This window comes from Arthrobacter sp. OV608 (genome assembly GCA_900110595.1).
Taxonomy (GTDB): domain Bacteria; phylum Actinomycetota; class Actinomycetes; order Actinomycetales; family Micrococcaceae; genus Arthrobacter.
Genome location: FOEZ01000001.1, coordinates 314,839 through 333,667, shown reverse-complemented (window position 1 = coordinate 333,667; position 18,829 = coordinate 314,839). Strand labels below are relative to the sequence as shown.

General features: G+C 63.9%; 13 protein-coding genes. 3 read left to right on the top strand and 10 right to left on the bottom strand.

Annotation, left to right across the window (positions count from 1 at the left end; all coding sequences use genetic code 11):
- Window positions 1-22: 22 nt before the first annotated feature.
- Genes BMX78_RS01590 through BMX78_RS01580 form a run of 3 tightly spaced genes read right to left on the bottom strand, consistent with a single transcriptional unit; the run spans window position 23 to window position 6,881 of the window.
- Entirely contained in the window at window positions 23-4,876 is a 4,854-nt protein-coding gene (locus BMX78_RS01590; RefSeq protein WP_091415553.1) for an NAD-glutamate dehydrogenase, read from the bottom strand.
- A gap of 56 nt (window positions 4,877-4,932) precedes the next feature.
- Entirely contained in the window at window positions 4,933-6,240 is a 1,308-nt protein-coding gene (locus tag BMX78_RS01585; RefSeq protein WP_091415550.1) for a CpaE/TadZ family protein, read from the bottom strand.
- Window positions 6,237-6,881 carry a hypothetical protein gene (locus BMX78_RS01580; protein WP_091415548.1) on the bottom strand — a complete coding sequence of 215 codons (645 nt, stop codon included), beginning with the start codon at window positions 6,879-6,881 and terminating at the stop codon, window positions 6,237-6,239. Before BMX78_RS01580 ends, BMX78_RS01585 begins: the two co-directional genes overlap by 4 nt.
- A gap of 157 nt (window positions 6,882-7,038) precedes the next feature.
- On the opposite strand from BMX78_RS01580, the gene BMX78_RS01575 reads away from it, so the two are divergent.
- Entirely contained in the window at window positions 7,039-7,254 is a 216-nt protein-coding gene (locus BMX78_RS01575) for a helix-turn-helix domain-containing protein (RefSeq protein WP_091415545.1), read from the top strand.
- A 38-nt stretch (window positions 7,255-7,292) separates the two neighbouring features.
- Here BMX78_RS01575 and BMX78_RS01570 read toward each other — a convergent pair whose 3' ends face one another.
- Entirely contained in the window at window positions 7,293-7,859 is a 567-nt protein-coding gene (locus tag BMX78_RS01570) for a hypothetical protein (protein WP_091415542.1), read from the bottom strand.
- A gap of 141 nt (window positions 7,860-8,000) precedes the next feature.
- Between BMX78_RS01570 and BMX78_RS01565 the strand changes: the two genes are divergently transcribed.
- Together BMX78_RS01565 and BMX78_RS01560 are read left to right on the top strand one after the other, a co-directional pair.
- Complete coding sequence (locus BMX78_RS01565) at window positions 8,001-8,819, top strand: LysM peptidoglycan-binding domain-containing protein (RefSeq protein ID WP_139204857.1); 819 nt, start codon at window positions 8,001-8,003, stop codon at window positions 8,817-8,819.
- Window positions 8,820-8,976: 157 nt separating this feature from the next.
- Window positions 8,977-9,342: an Rv3235 family protein gene (locus BMX78_RS01560; protein WP_286138741.1), complete on the top strand. Its 366-nt coding sequence runs from the start codon at window positions 8,977-8,979 to the stop codon at window positions 9,340-9,342.
- Window positions 9,343-9,457: 115 nt separating this feature from the next.
- Here the strand turns inward: BMX78_RS01560 and secA are convergent, their stop codons facing one another.
- The 6 genes from secA to mtrB form a co-directional block, all read right to left on the bottom strand.
- Window positions 9,458-12,196: a preprotein translocase subunit SecA gene (gene secA / locus BMX78_RS01555; RefSeq protein WP_091415537.1), complete on the bottom strand. Its 2,739-nt coding sequence runs from the start codon at window positions 12,194-12,196 to the stop codon at window positions 9,458-9,460.
- Between the two features lie 82 nt (window positions 12,197-12,278).
- Window positions 12,279-13,505: a winged helix-turn-helix domain-containing protein gene (locus BMX78_RS01550; RefSeq protein ID WP_091415534.1), complete on the bottom strand. Its 1,227-nt coding sequence runs from the start codon at window positions 13,503-13,505 to the stop codon at window positions 12,279-12,281.
- A 32-nt stretch (window positions 13,506-13,537) separates the two neighbouring features.
- A complete protein-coding gene (gene hpf / locus BMX78_RS01545) occupies window positions 13,538-14,263 on the bottom strand; it encodes a ribosome hibernation-promoting factor, HPF/YfiA family (protein WP_091415531.1) in 726 nt (241 codons plus the stop codon).
- A 144-nt stretch (window positions 14,264-14,407) separates the two neighbouring features.
- Window positions 14,408-15,331 carry a ComF family protein gene (locus tag BMX78_RS01540; RefSeq protein ID WP_353615417.1) on the bottom strand — a complete coding sequence of 308 codons (924 nt, stop codon included), beginning with the start codon at window positions 15,329-15,331 and terminating at the stop codon, window positions 14,408-14,410.
- Window positions 15,332-15,412: 81 nt separating this feature from the next.
- Window positions 15,413-17,131, bottom strand: a complete 1,719-nt coding sequence (locus BMX78_RS01535) for an LpqB family beta-propeller domain-containing protein (RefSeq protein ID WP_091415525.1) — start codon at window positions 17,129-17,131, stop codon at window positions 15,413-15,415.
- Window positions 17,128-18,765: an MtrAB system histidine kinase MtrB gene (gene mtrB / locus BMX78_RS01530; RefSeq protein ID WP_370455805.1), complete on the bottom strand. Its 1,638-nt coding sequence runs from the start codon at window positions 18,763-18,765 to the stop codon at window positions 17,128-17,130. The genes BMX78_RS01535 and mtrB overlap by 4 nt, the downstream gene beginning before the upstream one ends.
- Between the last annotated feature and the right edge of the window lie 64 nt (window positions 18,766-18,829).

The following is an 18,829-nucleotide window of genomic DNA, read 5'->3' as shown; positions in this document are numbered from 1 at the left end:
TCCATTTGCGACGCAGCACCGGCTAGCGTCGGACGATTGACCTCAAGAGCCTCAATGCTACCGACAGTGAGGCCATATCGTCGGCCTCGAGGGCATTGACCTCATCGAACATGCTCTTCGCGCGGCCCAACTGCTCGGCGTTCTGTGCCTCCCAGTCCTTGAGCCGCGCCTCCGGTGAATCGGCCGCAGCGGTGGCGTCCAGCACCGCCGTCGTCATGTCCGAGACGGTGGAATACAAATCATCACGCAAGGCAGCCCTGGCCAGCGCCTGCCACCGGTCCTGCCGCGGCAGGCTGCTGATCCGCTCCAGGAGCGAGTCAGCGCGGAACCGGTTGAAAACGGTGTAGTAGACCGCCGCGATCTCCTCCACAGGATTCCTGCGAACCCTCGCGATCTTCGCGATGTCCAGCAGCACAAAGCTCTCGAACAGCTCCGCCCAGCGCAGTGCCAGCCCCTCGGGAAGCTCCCACTCGCGGGCCGTGGAAAGCCAGCCGGCCACCCTGTCCCGGTCGTCCCCGCGCAGGTAATCCAGCAGGCGGGCCCGCATCGGGTCGACAAGGGGCTTGAATTCCTCCACAACGTCGGCGATAGGCCTGGACACGCTGCCTTGTCCCAGCAACCACCGCACTGCCCGGTCCAGCAGCCGCCGGATGTCCAGGTGGACTGCGCTCCAGTGCTCGGTGGGGAACGACGCCGGCAGGCTGTTCAGCTCCTCCACCATCGCATCGAGCTCGTAGACCTCACGCAGGGCAACGAAGGCCTTGGCTACCGCAACTTCAGAGGCCGATGTTTCTTCCATGGTCCGGAACGCGAACGTGATGCCGCCAAGGTTGATCATGTCGTTGGCCACTATCGTGGCGATGATCTCGCGGCGCAGCGGATGGGTATCCAGCTCCGCATCGAAGCGGTCCCGCAGCTGCTCCGGGAAGTAGGCCCGCAGCGTCTTCCGGAACCACGGGTCGTCGGCCAGGTCGCTGTCCCGCAGCGCTGAGGCCAGCTCGATTTTGGCGTACGCGGCCAGCACCGACAGTTCCGGAGAGGTCAGGCCCTGGCCCTGCTGCAGCCGTTCATGCAGCTCCGCTGTGGTGGGCAGCGCCTCCAGTTCCCGGTTCAGGTCGGCCTTCTTCTCCAGCCAGTCCATCAGGCGCTCGTAGCTCGGGCTCCACTCGGCCACCCGGGTACGGTCGTTCAGCAGCAGGATGTTCTGGTCGATGTTGTCCTCAAGGACGAGGCGGCCCACCTCATCGGTCATCGATGCAAGGAAACCGGCGCGCTCTTCGGCGGACAGCTTCCCTGCAGCGACCATGCGGTCCACGAAGATCTTGATGTTGACCTCGTGGTCCGAGCAGTCAACGCCGGCGGAGTTGTCGATGGCATCGGTGTTGAGGATAACTCCCTGCAGTGCGGCCTCAATTCGGCCGCGCTGCGTCATGCCGAGGTTTCCGCCTTCACCCACCACCTTGACGCGCAGGTCCTTGCCGTCCACCCGGATGGCGTCGTTGGCTTTGTCCCCCACCGCGGCGTTGGATTCGGTGCTCGCCTTGACGTAGGTTCCGATTCCGCCGTTGTACAGCAGGTCGGCAGGTGCCAGCAGGATGGCGCGGAGGAGTTCGGGCGGGCTGAGTTCAGTGGTGTCCGCGGGAAGTCCCAGGGCAGCCCGCACCTGCGCCGACACCGGAATCGACTTCGCCTGGCGCGGGAACACCCCGCCGCCTTCGCTGATGAGGGACTTGTTGTAGTCATCCCACGAAGACCTGGGCAGCTCGAACAACCGCTGCCGCTCCACGAACGAGGTCTCCTCATCCGGATTGGGGTCGAGGAAGACGTGGCGGTGGTCAAATGCCGCGATGAGCCTGATGTGCCTTGAGAGGAGCATGCCGTTACCGAACACGTCACCGGACATATCTCCTACACCCACCACGCTGAACGGCTGGGTCTGCGTGTCCAGGTCCAGCTCGCTGAAGTGGCGCTTCACTGATTCCCAGGCCCCGCGGGCGGTAATGCCCATAGCCTTGTGGTCATAGCCCACCGAGCCGCCGGAGGCAAAAGCGTCTCCGAGCCAGAAGCCGTATTCGGCGGCCAGCCCGTTCGCGATGTCCGAGAAGGTCGCGGTTCCCTTGTCCGCCGCCACCACGAGGTAGGAATCGTCGCCGTCGTGCCGTACAAGGTCCGACGGCGGCACGAGCCGCTCGTCGCCGCCCTCCGTCAGGAGGTTGTCAGTGAGGTCGAGCAGGCCGCGGATGAACGTCTTGTAGCTTTCGATGCCTTCGGCCATCCACGCGGAGCGGTCCACCGTGGGATCCGGGAGCTGCTTCGCGAAGAAACCGCCCTTGGCCCCGGTAGGCACGATGACGGCGTTCTTGACCGTCTGCGCTTTCACCAGGCCAAGGACTTCGGTGCGGAAGTCCTCGCGCCGGTCGGACCAGCGCAGGCCGCCGCGGGCCACCTTGCCGAATCGAAGGTGGACGCCCTCGACGCGGGGGGCGTAGACCCAGATTTCGAACATGGGGCGCGGGAAGGGCAGCCCCTTGATCTGTGAGGGATCAAGCTTGAAGCTAAGGTGCGGCTTGTACTGGTAGAAGTTGGTCCGGAGCGTCGATTCGATCAGGTTGAGGAAGGTCCGCAGGACGCGGTCCGCATCCAGCGTGGCCACCTTTTCGATGGCCTCCGCCAGTTCTGTACGCACGGATGCCTGGGCCTCAACCCGCTCCTCTTCGCTTAGCGATGGATCGAAGCGGGCGGCGAAGAGCGCGCTGAGGCCCCTGGTGACGTCCGGGTTGGCGAGCAGCGTGTCAGCCATGAATCCGAAGGAATTGCTGTTGCCCATCTGGCGCATGTACCGGGCGTAAGCGCGCAGCACAGTGATCTGGCGCCACTGCAGTCCCTCCCGGAGGACCAGCCTGTCAAACGCGTCAGACTCGGCAGCGCCGGTCACCGCGGCACCGAAGGAATCGGCAAGAAGTTCATTGGTGGCCACCGGATCCACACCCGCCGGGTATTTCAGGCCGAGGTCGTACAGGAAGAAGTCCCGCCGGTCCGCGGTTTCGATCTCGAACGGGCGCTCGTCGAGCACCTCCAGGCCAAGGTTGTGGAAGAAGGGCAGGATCTGGCTCAAACTCTTTGGCTCCAGCATGTAGAGCTTGACCCGGGCGTCCTCCTCAAGCGTTGCCCCTGCCCCTTCGGGAAGGTAGACATGGACGCCGGGGCGTTCCTGCTTGGCGCCTGCCGTACGTTCCGCGGCCGCACCGTATTTTTCGAAACGGGCGATGTCCTCGAGGGCGTCCTCAACTTCATAGTCCACCCGGTAGCTCGCAGGAAAGGCTTCCGACCAGATGGCCGCCAGCTCCTTGGCCTCACCGACGTCCCGGCCTTCGCGCAGGACTTCAGCGATGCCTTCGCTCCAGGAGCGGGCGGCCAGCACGAGCCGCTTTTCCAGTTCCTCCGTGTTGACATGGCTGACGTCTGCACCCTTGGGCAGGCGGATGCGGAAGAAGAGCCGGGCGAGGGCGGACTCCGTCATACGCGCCTCGTAGTCAATGGAGACGGCCTGGAAGGTTTCGCGCAGTTCCTGCTCGATCCGGAGCCGGACGTTGGTGGTGTACCTGTCCCGGGGAAGGTAGACGACCGCGGACATGAAGCGGCCATAGATGTCGGGACGCAGGAAGAGCCGGGTGCGCCGGCGTTCCTGCAGTTTCTGGATGCCCAGGGCCGTGGCAGCGAGGTCCGGAACTTCGATCTGGAAGAGTTCGTCCCTCGGGTATGTTTCCAGGATGCCCAGGAGGTCTTTGCCGGAGTGCGAGTCCGGCGGGAAGCCGGCACTGCTTAGGACGTCGTCGACCTTTTCCCGGACGATGGGAATGTTGCGGACGGACCCCGTGTAGGCACTGGTAGCGAAGAGGCCGATGAAGCGCTGCTCCCCATTAACATTGCCCGCGGCATCAAAACTCTTAATTCCGATGTAGTCAAGGTATGCCGACCGGTGGACCGTGGAACGCGAATTGGCCTTTGTGATGACAAGGGCACGCTTTTCACGTGCCTTTTTCCTGCCGGTGTCGGTCAGGTGCTGGATGTGCGGTGAGTCAGCGGATGCGCGCAACAGCCCCAGGCCGCTGTCTTCGCGCAGTTCCAGCACATCTTCCCCGTCCACGTTGACGAGGTCGTATTCCCGGTAGCCGAGGAAAGTAAAGTTGCCGTCATCGAGCCAGTGCAGGAGGTCCTGGGCCTGGCGCAGCTCGGCGATCTGGGCCGGGTTGGCCACCTTGTCCAGGTTCTCTGCGATCTCCAGCGCCTTCTGGCGCATCTTGGGCCAGTCTTCAACCGCGGCCCGGACGTCGTTCAGTACACGCTGCAAGCCTTCCAGGAGTGAGGCTTTGACTTCATCGGAGACACGGTTGATCTCGACGGCGATCCACGACTCCATATAAGAGGCGCTCTCACCCTGTGCAATGAGATGGGACAGGCTGGGCATGGCGGCGGTGTCACCGCTGGAAATGCCGATATGGGAGGGGACTTTGTTGACCTTCACCAGCGCGCCGGTTTCCCTGTTGCGGGCCGCAACGAACAGCGGGTGTACCACCAGCCTGATGGCCGCGTGCTGGCGGACGAGTTCCGCGTTGACGGAATCGACGAGGAACGGCATGTCATCGGTGACTACGAAGACCACGCTGCTGTCTTCCTCATCGTGGATGGCGATGTTCGCCTGGCCCGGCTTCCTGATGGAAGCCACGTTGCGGTGCCCCTCCGCCCTGGCGGTCAGGAGATCCCCGGTGTAGCTCCGGGCGTCCTCGTCAGCCAGGTGCTCATAGTAGTCCCCGAGAAAGCCTTCATGGCCTTCAATGGAAAGGGGCTGATCCTCCACGCTGGATCCAGACGACATCGACAAACGCCTCCATCACAAGTCTTCGCTGCATCGTCGCAGCTCTTACGGCGAGCCTAGTCCTTTAGTTTCCGCCGTGCTGTGGAAGAAAATACAGAGGTTTTCGTTTTTTGCTGGACAGATGCACAAACGAGTTCGGCGATGGCGCGACGAAGCGGAGAATCCGGCGCCACCTCCAGCAACAGCGAACCACCAAGCAGCGCGGAATCGGCCGCCGCGGCGTCGTGGGGCAGGAAGGCCTTGAGTTCCGACGCCGGGCCGTAGCGTGCCCAGGCGTCCCGCAGTTGGCGCTCAGGGCCCCGGCCCACCGAGGAGGATCGGACTTTATTCATCACGACGATGGGCGCGGACTGCGGCACCGCCTCCTCAAGCTCGGCAAGGCCGCGCACAAGCCGTGGCACACCCACAGGATCCGCTGCACCGACCGCATAGACGGTGTCTGCGAGCTCAAGCGAACGCAGGGTGGCTGCGTTCCGCCGGGGAGCCATGGTGTCGAAACTCAATTCCTCATCGGCTTCCAGGCAGAAGCCAGTGTCCACCACAACAACCTCTGCGATCTGCCTGGCACGCTCCAGCACCAAGGCAAGGGCCGGTGCCCGCAGCTCTGTCCATCGGTCCGCGCGGGTAATGCCGGTCAGTACGCGAAAAGAGCCCAGTTTCGTGGCAACGGGAGTGGCCACCTTCTTCAAGGCCTGGCTGTCCAGCAAGCCTTGGTCGGCCAGCCGGCAGGCCTGGGCCAGGCCGGCCGATTCATCCATCAGGCCCAGCACCGCGGCAACGCTCGCCCCATAACTGTCAGCGTCCACGAGGAGGACCGATTTTCCCTCAGCGGCCAGTTCACCGGCAATGTTTGCGGCAAGGGTTGTCCGGCCGGGCGATCCTGCCGGGCCCCAGACCGCGATGATCTCGCCGGGCCCCGGCTCATCGGGACTCCTTTGCGTGTCCAGCTCAACGGGGGCGAGGGCAGCACCAGGATCGGCAGCGGCGCTGCGGTAGGCTCCAACCCGCCCGCCCCCGGTCAGCAGCGCCACCGCCTCGGCGATCCTTTCCGACAGCACCGCCGATTCCACCCCGGTCAGGGCTGAGGCCACTCCTATCCCCCGCAGCCTGGCGGCTTCCTCGGCCGAGTCGGTCAGGGCAATGACGGCTACGCCCACAGCGCCCAGCCGGTCCACGAGAGAGGCGGTGAGATCCTCCGAGCCGTCCGCTACTACCGCAGCGCGCGCCAGTCCGCTCTGGCAGGCTGCCAGCAGTTCGGTGAGTTCAGTACACCTGCGCACTACCGTCACGGGTCCATGCAGGCGTTCCAGTCCGCCGACCAGGTCCTCGCGGCTCTGGCCAACAGTGACGACAGGAATGCTCATCGAGTGCCGCCCCCTGGATTCCAGACAACGGAAATTTTCGCTTCGTTGGCCTGCGCCCCGAGCAGGGCGGGCATCTGGGTGTCTTCGACGAGAACCATCAACACCGTGGTCCGGGAGGATCCCAGGGTTGTAGTGCCCTCCGTGACCTCAGCAATCTCAGCGCCAGGCAACAAAAGCTTCGGCTCACTGAACCCATTCCGCGCATCAGGCTGGGCCACCCAGACATCCACCCTGGCGCCCGGGACCGCCTGGGCGGGCAACGTTTCTTCAATGGTGAGGGCAACCGGCTTGCGGTCAAGCTCATCCACTGCGCCCAGGCTGGCCCTGGGCACAAGTTGGTCCTTTCCGATCCGTTGGACGGCAACGACGCCTTCCGGCAACCCCGACTCGGCGGTGATGTACTGGGATTCGGTCTCACCAAGCCTCACCTTGGCCCGGACGACATTCTCCGACGTCAGCTTTTCACCCACGGCAATGCCATCCCTGGCAGCGTAGACCTCCGTGGTCCGGTCCGCGCTGTCCACGAGGAAAACGACGCCTGCCACGGACGCCAGCACCAGGAGGACACCTGCCAGCAGGCGGGGGTCCTTCCAGGAAGGTCGTTTCAGCCTGGCAGCCGCAGCAGATGACTCAGGAACCATTACCTTTTTCTCCCCCCAATGTGCACCGGGACTGCGCGGTGTGCCCGGACTCCCCATTGTTACCGCAGGGGCCCGGGAACGAAAGTCATATATTCAAACAAGATCAAATTGTGGATAACACCAGCAAAATGCACCTTGCGGTGGCAAAATAGGGTCCATGCCCAGGTTTCTTACGCTCGCAGATGTCGCGGAACAGCTCCAGATCAATTCCCCGGCTGCGTACGCCCTGGTGCGCAGCGGCGAGCTCAAAGCCATCCAGGTGGGCGGCCGCGGCCAGTGGCGCGTCGAGGAAAAAATGCTTGAGCAGTACATCGAGGAACGCTATGCCGAGGCGAGCCGCATGATCCGGGAGTCCAAGTCCAAGTCGGTTTGACGTGGCCGGCGGCCGGTGCCGTCCGGGACACCTGGCGCTCACTCGCCTGTACGGGGCGACGTAATGGCCGCCAGGGCAGCAAAGGGAATGGTGGCAACGTGGCTGACCTGATGGCTGCGCCGCACCTCACCGGGGTTAACAACGGCAAGGTCGAGATAGTCCTTGCCGACACGGTCGATAACCCCAGCCAGCCGCGCAGACCCTGAAGTACTCCCGACAAGGACCGAGAGTACCGCACGGTCCCTGGCCATGCTGCGCAGGGCATGGGAAAGCCCCAATTTTCGCCGCACCGATGACGTCTCCGTGGTCGAGAACCTGCCCAGCCCCATGTACCGTGCAGCCGCTGCGTACGGAATAAGAGTTTGGTGCTGTCCTTCATTAAGAACCAGGGCATCGCCACCAGCGTGCACGAGCATGCCTGAAAAAGACTCCCCTGACGCCAGGCAAACCGTAAGCCGGCAACCCAACACCCCGCGCAGACGGTCCGCGAGTTCCAGGCTGACCATCTCTGCCCTGGCCCGCTCATTAATTTCCGCGTCGAGCGCCAGCCTGTCCGCCTCGGTGAATTGGCTTTCCAGGTCATTGAAGAGTGCATCCCAGCGCATTCGGCAAGCGTAGGGCCGCTCCACCGCCCGGTCAACGCAGGAACTTTTTTCTCTCCAACGTCTGGACAAAGGAAGAATACCCGGGGCAAACTAAGGCTTGTTGCATCAAACAACACCAAACTGCATCAAACAAGGACAGACATGCCAAAGCAAGCAGAAGCTACTACCTGGACGGATAGCCTTTGCGCGGCAGCAATACTCCTGCTGGGTGGCCTGCTGTGCTTGGTGGGGGCCGGCCTGCTGGAGCACTGGCAGGATTCCTCGGCACAGCGCCAGGAACTCCACGCGGAGGACCTGCTGGGCGCGGCGGCAGCTGCCGGCGGAGCCATTCTTGTGGGTTGGTGGATTCTGTCCCTGCTCCTGGCCGGAGCCACTGCGGTCCTTGACCGGGGCGGAAAAATCCGCGCTGCTGCGGTCACGCGCCGGCTGTCGCCTGCGTTTATGCAACGGCTTGTACTTGCTGCGCTGTCCGTCCAGCTGGTGGCTGGCCCATCGGCGAACGCAGCTGCGACGGTTCCGGGACCGGAATGGGCTCCCACACAGGACCGCGTTTCGTCCGCTCCGGCGGGTCCCGGAAACGTCACTGACCCGTCAACCTTTGCCGGAAGCGGAGCCGACGGGGCTCTGGAGCTTGCGCCGCTTGAAGAAGCTGTGACGGACAAGGCATTTCCTCCGTCCGATTTCGAGCCGGGCTGGCAGCCTGCAGCCCCTGTGGTCAGCCCAGGGTTGCTGGCGGCGCCGGCTGCGCGCAACTCCAGTGATGCCGGTACGGAGACCGTGACAGTGCTGGCTGGCGACACCCTGTGGGACATCGCCGCATTCGCGATGGGGCCGGAGGCAACCGACGTGGAGATCGCCATGGCATGGCCCCGATGGTACGAGGCCAACCGTTCAGTTATCGGCCTGAATCCGGATGTGCTGCTTCCGGGACAAATCCTTCAGCCGCCAACCGCGGCATAACTACGGGCTGGGCTCTGAAGGATCCCGGCCGCCAATTAAGGGGAAAGCAATGACTGCAGTGACTCCGATCAGAGCCGGCCAGCAATCTGGAAGGGCTGAGAATATCCCGGGCCGCACTCGGGACTTAACGCCAAACCAAGCCGGAGCTCCTTCCGGATTGCGGGCCGTTGATGACCTGTCCGAGGTCCGCGCAGTCACCCGCGGCACGGTGCAGGCAGCCATGGAAGTGCTGGCGGGAATCCGCCCCATACACCAGCTGGCCCGTCGCCTCGATCCGCGGTGCATGTCAGCGCTGCAACACCGTGCCTGCCTGATAAGACGCGAAGTCGCCCGGACGAACAATCCTGCGTTGGCGCGGCTGCACAGAAATTCCGTGGTCCGTTCGGTACGCGTTTGCGAAGTGGCTGAGGGGATTTATGAAGCGAGCGCCGTGGTGGTGGACGACGTCCGTGCCCGGGCTGTCGCTGTCCGCCTGGAACGGAGCAAGCAGATATGGCGGGTCACTGAGCTTGTCATTGGCTGAGGGCACCATGCCTCTGAGCGAAACCGAACTGGGCTGGAACTGGAGCAGGGCCGGGTATCGCATTCCCGGCCCTGCTCCGTATTCCTCATTGCCCGCCGGCTCACTCAGCCCGCGGCTAACGCTTCTTCTTCTTTGCGGGACGCTTGGCTGCATCCTGCGCAGCTGCCTTGGCCGGGTTTCCAGAACGGCCGGACTGCCGCGTCTCCACGCGGGTCTGCGTTCCGCCGCTTTCGCTGGGTGCGGTGTACTGCAGCTGGGCCGGCTGCGCCGGCGCTTCCAGGCCGGCGGCGCGCACCTGCGGCTCGACGTGCTCGGTGTGCCCGCCCTCGGCGTCGGCAACCACCACATCCTGGGCGGGGGTGACTTCCACTTCCAGGTTGAACAGGAAACCCACGCTTTCCTCGCGGATGGCCTCCATCATGCTCTGGAACATGGCGAAGCCCTCACGCTGGTACTCAACGAGCGGATCGCGCTGGGCCATGGCCCGCAGTCCGATTCCCTCCTTGAGGTAGTCCATCTCATAAAGGTGTTCCTGCCACTTACGGCCGATAACTGACAGCACAACCCGGCGCTCCAGCTCGCGCATGCTTTCGGAGCCAATCGCCTCTTCCCGGGCCTGGTAGACCAGGCGAGCGTCGGACAGCAGCTCTTCCTTCAGCATCTCAACAGTGAGCCTGGACTTTCCGCCGGCTTCCTCGATGATCTCCTCCGGGGTGACACTGACCGGGTAGAGCGTCTTGAGGTTGGTCCAGAGCTGGTGGAAATCCCAGTCGTCGCCGTTGCCTTCGGCAGTCGCAGCGTCAATGAGCGCCGTGATGGTGTCCTCCACGAAGTACTGCACCTTTTCGTGCAGATCATCGCCTTCAAGGATGCGGCGGCGGTCGCCGTAGATGGCCTCGCGCTGGCGGTTGAGGACGTCGTCGTACTTCAGGACGTTTTTGCGCTGCTCAGCATTGCGGCCCTCCACCTGGCCCTGCGCGGAGGCGATGGCCCGCGAGACAAGCTTGGATTCCAGGGCGACGTCGTCCGGCACCGAGCTGTTCATCAGCCGTTCCGCAGCGCCGGAGTTGAACAGGCGCATCAGGTCGTCCGTCAGCGAGAGGTAGAACCTGGACTCGCCGGGGTCACCCTGGCGGCCGGAACGGCCGCGGAGCTGGTTGTCGATGCGGCGTGATTCGTGGCGCTCGGTACCCAGAACGTACAGGCCGCCGAGGTTCAGCACTTCCTCGTGTTCGTCCTTGACGGACTGCTTTGCAGCTTCCAATGCCTCTGGCCAGGCGGACTCGTAGTCCTCAGAGTTCTCTTCCGGATCAAGCCCGCGCTTCGCCAACTCGGCCACTGCAGTGAATTCGGCGTTGCCGCCGAGCATGATGTCGGTACCGCGGCCGGCCATGTTCGTTGCCACGGTGACGGCGCCTTTGCGTCCGGCCTGGGCCACGATGGCAGCTTCGCGTGCGTGGTTCTTCGCGTTCAGGACCTCGTGGCGGATGCCTTCCTTGCCGAGGAGCCGGGACAGATATTCGCTCTTCTCGACGCTGGTGGTTCCCACGAGCACAGGCTGGCCCTTTTCGTGCCTCTCCGCGATGTCCTTAACGACGGCGTCGAACTTGACGGTCTCGTTCTTGAATACCAGGTCCGGCTGGTCGATCCGCTGCATGTCCCGGTTGGTGGGGATGGGCACCACGCCAAGCTTGTAGGTGCCCATGAATTCCGCGGCCTCGGTCTCGGCAGTACCGGTCATGCCCGAGAGCTTGTGGTACATACGGAAGTAGTTCTGCAGCGTCACCGTCGCCAGGGTCTGGTTTTCGGCCTTGATCTCGACACCTTCTTTGGCCTCGATGGCCTGGTGCATGCCCTCGTTGTAGCGGCGGCCGGCAAGGATACGGCCGGTGTGCTCGTCCACGATCAGGACCTCGCCGTCGAGGATGACGTAATCCTTGTCCCGCTTGAACAGTTCCTTTGCCTTGATGGCGTTGTTGAGGAACCCGATCAGGGGCGTGTTGGCGGACTCGTAGAGGTTCTCGACCCCGAGGTAGTCCTCGACTTTCTCGATGCCGCTTTCCAGGACGCCGACCGTGCGCTTCTTTTCGTCGACCTCGTAGTCCTTCTCCGGCTGCAGCCGCAGGACCACCTTGGCGAATTCGCTGTACCAGCGGTTGGTGTCGCCCTGCGCCGGACCGGAGATGATCAGCGGTGTCCTGGCCTCGTCAATGAGGATGGAGTCCACTTCGTCAACGATGGCGAAATGGTGCCCGCGCTGGACCAGTTCGGCTTTGTCCCACGCCATGTTGTCGCGGAGGTAGTCGAAGCCGAATTCGTTGTTGGTGCCGTACGTGATGTCGGCGGCGTACTGCTGGCGCCGGACCGAGGGATCCTGGTTCGACAGGATGCAGCCGCTGGTGAGGCCGAGGAAACGGTACACGCGGCCCATAAGGTCGGACTGGTATTCGGCCAGGTAGTCGTTCACAGTGACCACGTGGACACCCTTGCCGGTGAGCGCATTGAGGTAGGCGGGAGCAGTTGCCACCAGGGTCTTGCCTTCACCGGTTTTCATTTCCGCGATGTTGCCCAGGTGCAGCGCGGCGCCGCCCATCAGCTGGACATCGAAGTGGCGCATGCCCAAGGTTCGTGAGGACGCTTCCCGGACCGCGGCGAAGGCCTCCGGAAGCAGGTCGTCAAGCTTCTCGCCGTCCTGGTGGCGTTCGCGCAGGCGGTCCGTTTCCTCGCGGAGTTCGGCATCTGTGAACGTCTTGAATGAGTCTTCCAGGGCATTGATGGAGTCGGCATAGTTCCGCAGTTGCCGCAGGGTTTTTTTGTCACCCGTGCGGAGAAGTTTTTCGATAAGTGATGCCACGTGAAGATGCTCCCAGTCGTTGCCGCCGAATTCTGGCGTTTTTAGTCTACGGGAGAGACACCGGACCGCTGGGTGTTTTCCCTCAGAGCGGAGCAACCAATCCGCCTGCCACCGCGTCGGCGAGTTCGCCGGCAAGGTCGCCCCGCGGGCAGATCTCCATGCCCGGCAGTCCCAGCCAGTCCGCCATCAAGCAAAGCTCTGCAGCGAGTTCGACGGCGGTATCCGGCGGGGCACCAGGCTCGGCATAAGCGGATCGAACCAGCAGTTTGCCGCCTGCGCGGACAGCCTTGAGGTCCACCCGTGCCACGATCCTGTCGCGCAGGAGGAAGGGCAGGACGTAGTATCCATACCGCCTTTTAGGTTCTGGAGTGTAGATCTCTATGCGGTAGTGGAAGCCGAACAGCTCCTCGAGCCGGCGCCGTTCAAAGACCAGGGAATCGAACGGGCTCAACAGTGCCCGGCCTGTCGCACGCCGCGGCAGCCTGGCTTCGGTGTGAAGGAACACTTCACGGTTCCAGCCGGCCACCGTCACAGGCACCAGCCTGCCCGAGTCCACGAGATGGTTTACGGCTGCCGCTGCGGCCTTGACCGGCGTGCGGAAATAATCAGCGAAACACCTCACGGTGCCGATGCCGTGGGCTTGCGCGGCCGCATCGATCAGCCGGTGCAGGGCCGGCTCGAGGTCGCGTTCCCCCGGTTCCCTGCAAGGAAGATCCGGCAGCACCTTCGCAGTGAGCGTGTACCTCCGCTCGAATTGCTCCGTCCTGGAGGCGGCTGAAACAACGCCCTCCTCAAACAGGTGCTCCAGTACCCTCTTGACCGCGCTCCAGTTCCAGCCCCAGTTGGCGTTCTGTTTCTCCTCCACGTGGCCGATGCGGTCGGCGATCTGGGCGGCAGTCAGGGGCCTTGCCGTTGCGAGCGTTTCCAGGATCCTGCCGGAGATAGTGGCGAGCAGGGCCGGATCCATGCTGTGGGCCCCCACCCAGGAACGTTTCTGCCACAGTCGCAGGTCGGCGAAGTGCTCCGGCCGGATGTAGCTGGCTTCGTGTGCCCAGTACTCCACCATGCGCCGCGGATGTGTGGCTGACATCCGCTGGAGGATGGTGCGGTCGTAATTCCCCAGCCGGGAGAAGAAAGGAAGGAAGTGGCTCCGGGCAAGGACATTGACGGAATCGATCTGGACCAGCTGGAGCCGGGCAAAAGTCCGGCCCACCGTCCGTGATGTCACGGGGCCGGCGGGCCGTCCTTTGTCGAGTCCCTGTGCTGCCAATGCGATCCGCCGGGCCTGGTCCAGGCTCAGCGTCGGCACATCAGTCCTCTCTGTGGATGTTGATTACCACCCTAGGCGTTGGCTGCTGCGTCGTCAGAACGGTACGCGAGGATTTTTTCCTCAACCACGGTGTCGCCCGGTTCGCATTCGTGGTCCAGGGTGATAACCCCGTAAGTCCAGCCGCGGCGCCGGTACACAACAGAGGGTGTATTCGTGGCCTTATCCACGAAAAGGTAGAAATCGTGGCCCACAAGTTCCATGTTGTCCACGGCATCATCGAGCGAAAGCGACGCGGCAGGGAAAACCTTGCGCCTGATCAGGACCGGGGAATCGCCGGCCGGAATGTCGTTATCGACATCGTAGGGAGATTTCTCTGCGGGGGCCGGCGCGGTTTCGGTCCGGTGGCTCGCCTCGACATAAATCGGTTCGTGGGCGCTGGCGGGTTCCAGCGTGGCGGTGGCTTCACGGACCGCTTTGGGGGTGTGGCGTCCGTGGTGGACCTTCTTGCGGTCCTTGGCGCGGCGGAGCCGCTCAAGCAGCTTGTTGTATGCGAGGTCGAATGCAGCGAATTTATCAGCGGCACTTGCTTCGGCACGGATCACCGGCCCCCTGCCCAATACTGTCACTTCAACAGTCAGCTGGTCGCCGGTCTGCCGCGAGCTGGTCTCCTTTGAAACTTTTGCATCAACCCGCTGGACCTTGTCACCCAGCGACTCGATCTTTGAGATCTTCTCTCCGGCATATTCGCGGAACCGGTCTGAGACTGTCAGATTTCGTCCGCTGATCATAAACTCCATGGTGCCCTCCAAATGACTTCGGTGACACGACGGCAGCACTTCGCTGGGCCGATCTGATTGACAGTCGAGCCCCTTTCCGAGCCGCCATCGACAGGTACATTCTGTTCTTGGTACCCACCACCGACGTTAGTTCATAGCCATCGGTTATTCATCCTTTCGTGGTTTATTTTTTTCTAAGTCATGCCCCTCCCTGCGGGGTTCAGCGGATGCGGCGCCAGGTGCTGCGGAGTCCGGCGGGCGTGTCGCGGCGAGGACCACCGCGCCTGCCACTACGGCGCCTGCAGAGTGCAGCGCCCGCGCAGCTTCCGAAAGGGTTGCACCTGTGGTCAGGACGTCGTCGACAATGATGCAGCGGCGTCCGGCCAGCTGCGCCAGGGCGCGCCGGCGGACACGCATGGACCCCCGCACCCGCCTGGCACGGCCGCCGCGGTCCAGGCCTTTTTGGCCTCCGGGCAGCTGAAAAATTCCGGCACCGCTTTTTTCCAGCACGTTCAGCACGGGAAGCTCCGGGAGCTGCCGTGGCACCTTCTGCAGGAGCAGGTGGACCGGGCTGAAGCCACGCTTCATGAAGGCTGCGTTGCTGGTGGGCACTGGCACCAGGCAGGTCTCCTGCATACCAGCCGCAGCTGTCCGGACAGCCCCGCCGAGCGCCCGGCCCAGGCTGTTCCCAAGCCCATGCTGGCCGTGCCGTTTGAAAGACAGGAGAGCCTGCGCCAGCTCCTCCCTGTACACGCCGGCAGCCACCACCGGCAGCAGCACCGTCCCGCCGACGTCCATCAGGGCGGGAGCTCCTTGTTCAGCGCGGAAAGGCTGGCGCGTCAGCCGGCGGATGTTGCGGTCGCACGGAACACACAGCGCACGGTCTTCGGCTCCGCAGCACACACAGTCCACCGGAACCAACAGCGCCAGGAGATCGCCAAAAGCGCCTTCAGCCTGGTCCACCAGGCGCAGCAACGCGCTCCGGTGATCCGACCGGTGCCTGGCGGGCCGCTCGGCGGACGGCATGAGGTCCGGATCGGTGCGGACGTTCCATGGTGCGCAGGCTGGGCCCGTGATTTTGCGGCTCACCCGCCAAGCATCTGACGCAAGGCCCCTGCAGCACCACACGGTTAACAGGCTATGTGGACAGGGCGGGAAGGAACGCGGGGATCAGCCGGGGAACGCTGGATCCACCGGGCCCTTGATCTGCGGCGACCAGCCGTTGCCCAGCCGCTGGAAAACGCCCTCTGCGGACTGGGCGTAGATTTCCTCCGGGCCGTTTCCGGCACTGAGGGCAACCAGCCCCGGCCATGGTGCCAGCTGCTGCGGCTGCCCCGACGTCAGCGAGAGCAGTTCCGGCGTAACGTTCGAGCCGGGAGCCCCCTTCATCACGGCAACGGTGGTATCGGTGACCCAGACGCCCTGGTCCGGCCCGCTTTCGGTGGCCAAAGTAACAGGTGGCGTCAGCTCCCGGGGCGCCCCGTCACCGCCCCGGATGATGCCGGCAACCTGCACCCGGGTCTTGCCGTTCTGTTCGGAAATCACCAGCGCCCGGACCCCCTCGCGCGAAATCCGGACGTCCTTGACCGTCCGCCCTGCCAGCCAGGCCGGCGTCAGCGTGACTGAGGGCACGCTGGCGCCCTCAGCCACTCCTGTAGGCCGGAACGCCACAATTTCCGTTTCCCCCGAGGCGCCCGGTCCTGCCGACCACAGCCAGTCGTTCAGCCCGAAGGACGGCCGGGTCAGTGTGCTTCGCGTGGTCAGCGCCCTTGCAGGCTGGCCGGGACTGATGCTGTACAGGGTGGTGCGGCTCTCGTTGAGGAAGGCCGCCATCTGCGATGCGGGCGACTCGGCGGGGAACCGCGGAGTAAGGGAGGACACCGGCTGGATATCCGGCAGCGGCGATATTCTGTTGTTTTCGTAGCGGACCAGCTCGTTACCGCTGACCGCAATCTGGCGTGACGGCACACTCTTATCCACTACCGGCGGCAGGACCGAGCCGTTGTCCTCCACGCGGACCAGGTCCTGGTTTGCGCGGAGCTCAACGTTGACTACGTCCGGCTGGCTGCGGAAGGTCAATGTCAGCTGCATCTGCATCCGCAGCCGGTCCTCGGGCGAGGTTTCCGTCAGTTCCTTGGCCGTCAGGTCCACCTGGGCTGCACCGGAGACAACGGGGACTGATTCCCGGGCCAGCTTGATCCCTGAGGGGAAGGCGCTGGCCACGGCGCCCCGCAGGTACGGCGCCGGCCCCGCGAGCAGCGCACTGGTCATCGCTTTGACGGTCTTGTTCTTGATAAACCAGCGCACGTCCGGTACCGCATACGTGAACGTGGGGTCATAGAAGTAGATGGGATACGCGCCGTAGATCACTTTAAAGGTTTCTTCGGCGATGGCTGTCCCGTCCGGCAGTGCCGAAATCCGCCACTGCCCGTCCACCTGGGTGACGGTGACGGGGATTTTTTCGATGGTTCCTTCCGGTGACTGCGTTGCTATCCCATCGGAATCCACGGTGTAAGCGACGTCCAGCTCGTAGTTGTAGACGTTTTCCGCCTCGCCCGGCACTACCTTCGCTTCGCGGTAAACGAGGGCGCGCTGGTCCGGCTTCCACGAGACGGAGGAAGCCTGGGTCAGATACTGGCGCGCGACCGCGTAGTCGTCCTCGTAGCCGCTGCCGGCACGGTAAAAGTAGTCAATGATGGTCTCCGGTGACGCGCCGGGTTGCGGCGCTGCCGGCAGGAACACCGGTGCACTGAGGTTCCCGGCGCTGCCCTCGCTGCTTTTGCCTACCGGGCCGGATGTGGGAATCCGCGCGCAACCGGCCAACAGTGCCAATAGGACCACCAGCAGCGAAGCGGCCAGCCTGGCACTGGGCGGGGTACGGCCCGTCATGGAGTGTCCTTTGAGGCCGCCGGCGCAAGCGGAGTGCCGGCCTCAAGGACCAGCATGTTCCTGTTGTCTGTTTCGCCAGGGATGGTGATGTCCTCCGGTTCCAGCTGCACGGGCGACTTGTCGATTTCTTCCCCCTGGCGCAACGGCAGTGTCAGCCTGAAGTTCGCACCGCTCCCCTTCTTGCCCCATGCCTGCAGCCACCCGTTATGGAGCTTGGTGTCCTCCATCGCGATGGAAAGCCCAAGGCCGCTGCCGCCGGTGGTGCGGGCACGGGCAGGGTCTGCGCGCCAGAACCTGTCAAAAACGCGCGCGGCTTCCGCGGGCGCCATGCCGATCCCGTGGTCGCGTACGGCGATGCCGACGGCGGTCTGGCTGGCTCCCACTGAGACCGTCACCGGCTTCCCTTCTCCGTGTTCCACGGCGTTGAGTATGAGGTTTCGCAGGATGCGGTCGATCCGGCGGGCGTCCATTTCGACGATGATCGCGCCTGCCGGGGCGCTGAGGATGATCTTGGAGCCATATTCGGCCGCGACGGGGGTTGCACCTTCAATCACGTGGGCCACCACCTGCAGGATGTCTTCCGGCTCGGCATCGAGCATGGCCACGCCGGCGTCGAAGCGGGAAATTTCCAGCAGGTCCGAAAGGAGGGACTGGAACCGCTCCACCTGGTTGTACAGGAGTTCCGCCGAGCGCTTGTTGATGGGGTCGAAATCGTCCCGTGCGTCGTAGAGCACTTCCGCGGCCATCCGGACAGTGGTCAGCGGTGTCCTCAGTTCATGCGAAACGTCGGAGACGAAGCGCTGCTGCATCTGGGACAGGGTAGCCAGCTGGGTGATCTGTTCCTGGAGGCTGGCAGCCATGTGGTTGAAGGAGGCACCAAGGCGTGCCACCTCGTCCTCGCCCCGGACCACCATCCGTTCCTGCAGCTGGCCGGCGGCGAGTTTTTCGGAGACCATCGCGGCATGGCTGACCGGGCTGACCACATTGCGTGTCACATACCAGGCGATGGCGCCGATCATCAGGACCAGCACCGCCCCGCCGGCCCATAGTACGCTCTGGATTTCGTTCAGGGTCTGCTGGGCGGTGTTGAGGTCGTAGATCAGGTACAGCTCGTAGACGGTGCCATTAAAGGTCACCTTGTTTCCCACGGCGATGCCGGGGCGGTCCTCGGTGCCTACCGGGATAACGGTTGAGGCCCAGTACTGGTCTTTCCCGGATTCCTGGACGGCCTTGCGCAGTTCCGGCGGGATGACGCTGACGGTCAGCTGGTCCGATGCCCGTGATTCCACCCAGCGGTTCCGCGGCTTGGTCTGTTCGGGCATGGCCTCGAACACGTACCTCCGCTGGATCACCGAGCCCCGGCCCTCCACGGCGTTCAGTGTGTCGTACACCAGGGTGATCACGCTGGACTGGTCGGTGACCTGGGCGCCGTCGAACGTGTCCTGCACCTGCTTGACGTTGTAGCGCGTCTCGGACTCCGCTTGGGTCAGCCGCTCCTGGAAGAGGTTGTTGGCGATCTGGTTCGAAAGATAAGCGCCCACCACGGCAAAGGACGTGATGGCCAGGAGCAGGGTGGTCAGGACCGTGCGGAACTGCAGCGACCGGCGCCAGCGCCGGTGCAGTGCGCGCCCCATATACCTCAGGGCCGGGAGGAACTTCCGGAATCCGGTCCGCACCAGCCGGGCGACGCGCAGGCTG

Bases quoted from the DNA above. Each gene is read 5' to 3' on its own strand.
- BMX78_RS01535 (WP_091415525.1), bottom strand. From the start codon at position 17,131: ATGACGGGCCGTACCCCGCCCAGTGCCAGGCTGGCCGCTTCGCTGCTG.
- BMX78_RS01590 (WP_091415553.1), bottom strand. From the start codon at position 4,876: ATGTCGTCTGGATCCAGCGTGGAGGATCAGCCCCTTTCCATTGAAGGC.
- hpf (WP_091415531.1), bottom strand. From the start codon at position 14,263: ATGGAGTTTATGATCAGCGGACGAAATCTGACAGTCTCAGACCGGTTC.
- mtrB (WP_370455805.1), bottom strand. From the start codon at position 18,765: ATGGGGCGCGCACTGCACCGGCGCTGGCGCCGGTCGCTGCAGTTCCGC.
- BMX78_RS01585 (WP_091415550.1), bottom strand. From the start codon at position 6,240: ATGAGCATTCCTGTCGTCACTGTTGGCCAGAGCCGCGAGGACCTGGTC.
- BMX78_RS01575 (WP_091415545.1), top strand. From the start codon at position 7,039: ATGCCCAGGTTTCTTACGCTCGCAGATGTCGCGGAACAGCTCCAGATC.
- BMX78_RS01580 (WP_091415548.1), bottom strand. From the start codon at position 6,881: ATGGTTCCTGAGTCATCTGCTGCGGCTGCCAGGCTGAAACGACCTTCC.
- BMX78_RS01565 (WP_139204857.1), top strand. From the start codon at position 8,001: ATGCCAAAGCAAGCAGAAGCTACTACCTGGACGGATAGCCTTTGCGCG.
- BMX78_RS01570 (WP_091415542.1), bottom strand. From the start codon at position 7,859: ATGCGCTGGGATGCACTCTTCAATGACCTGGAAAGCCAATTCACCGAG.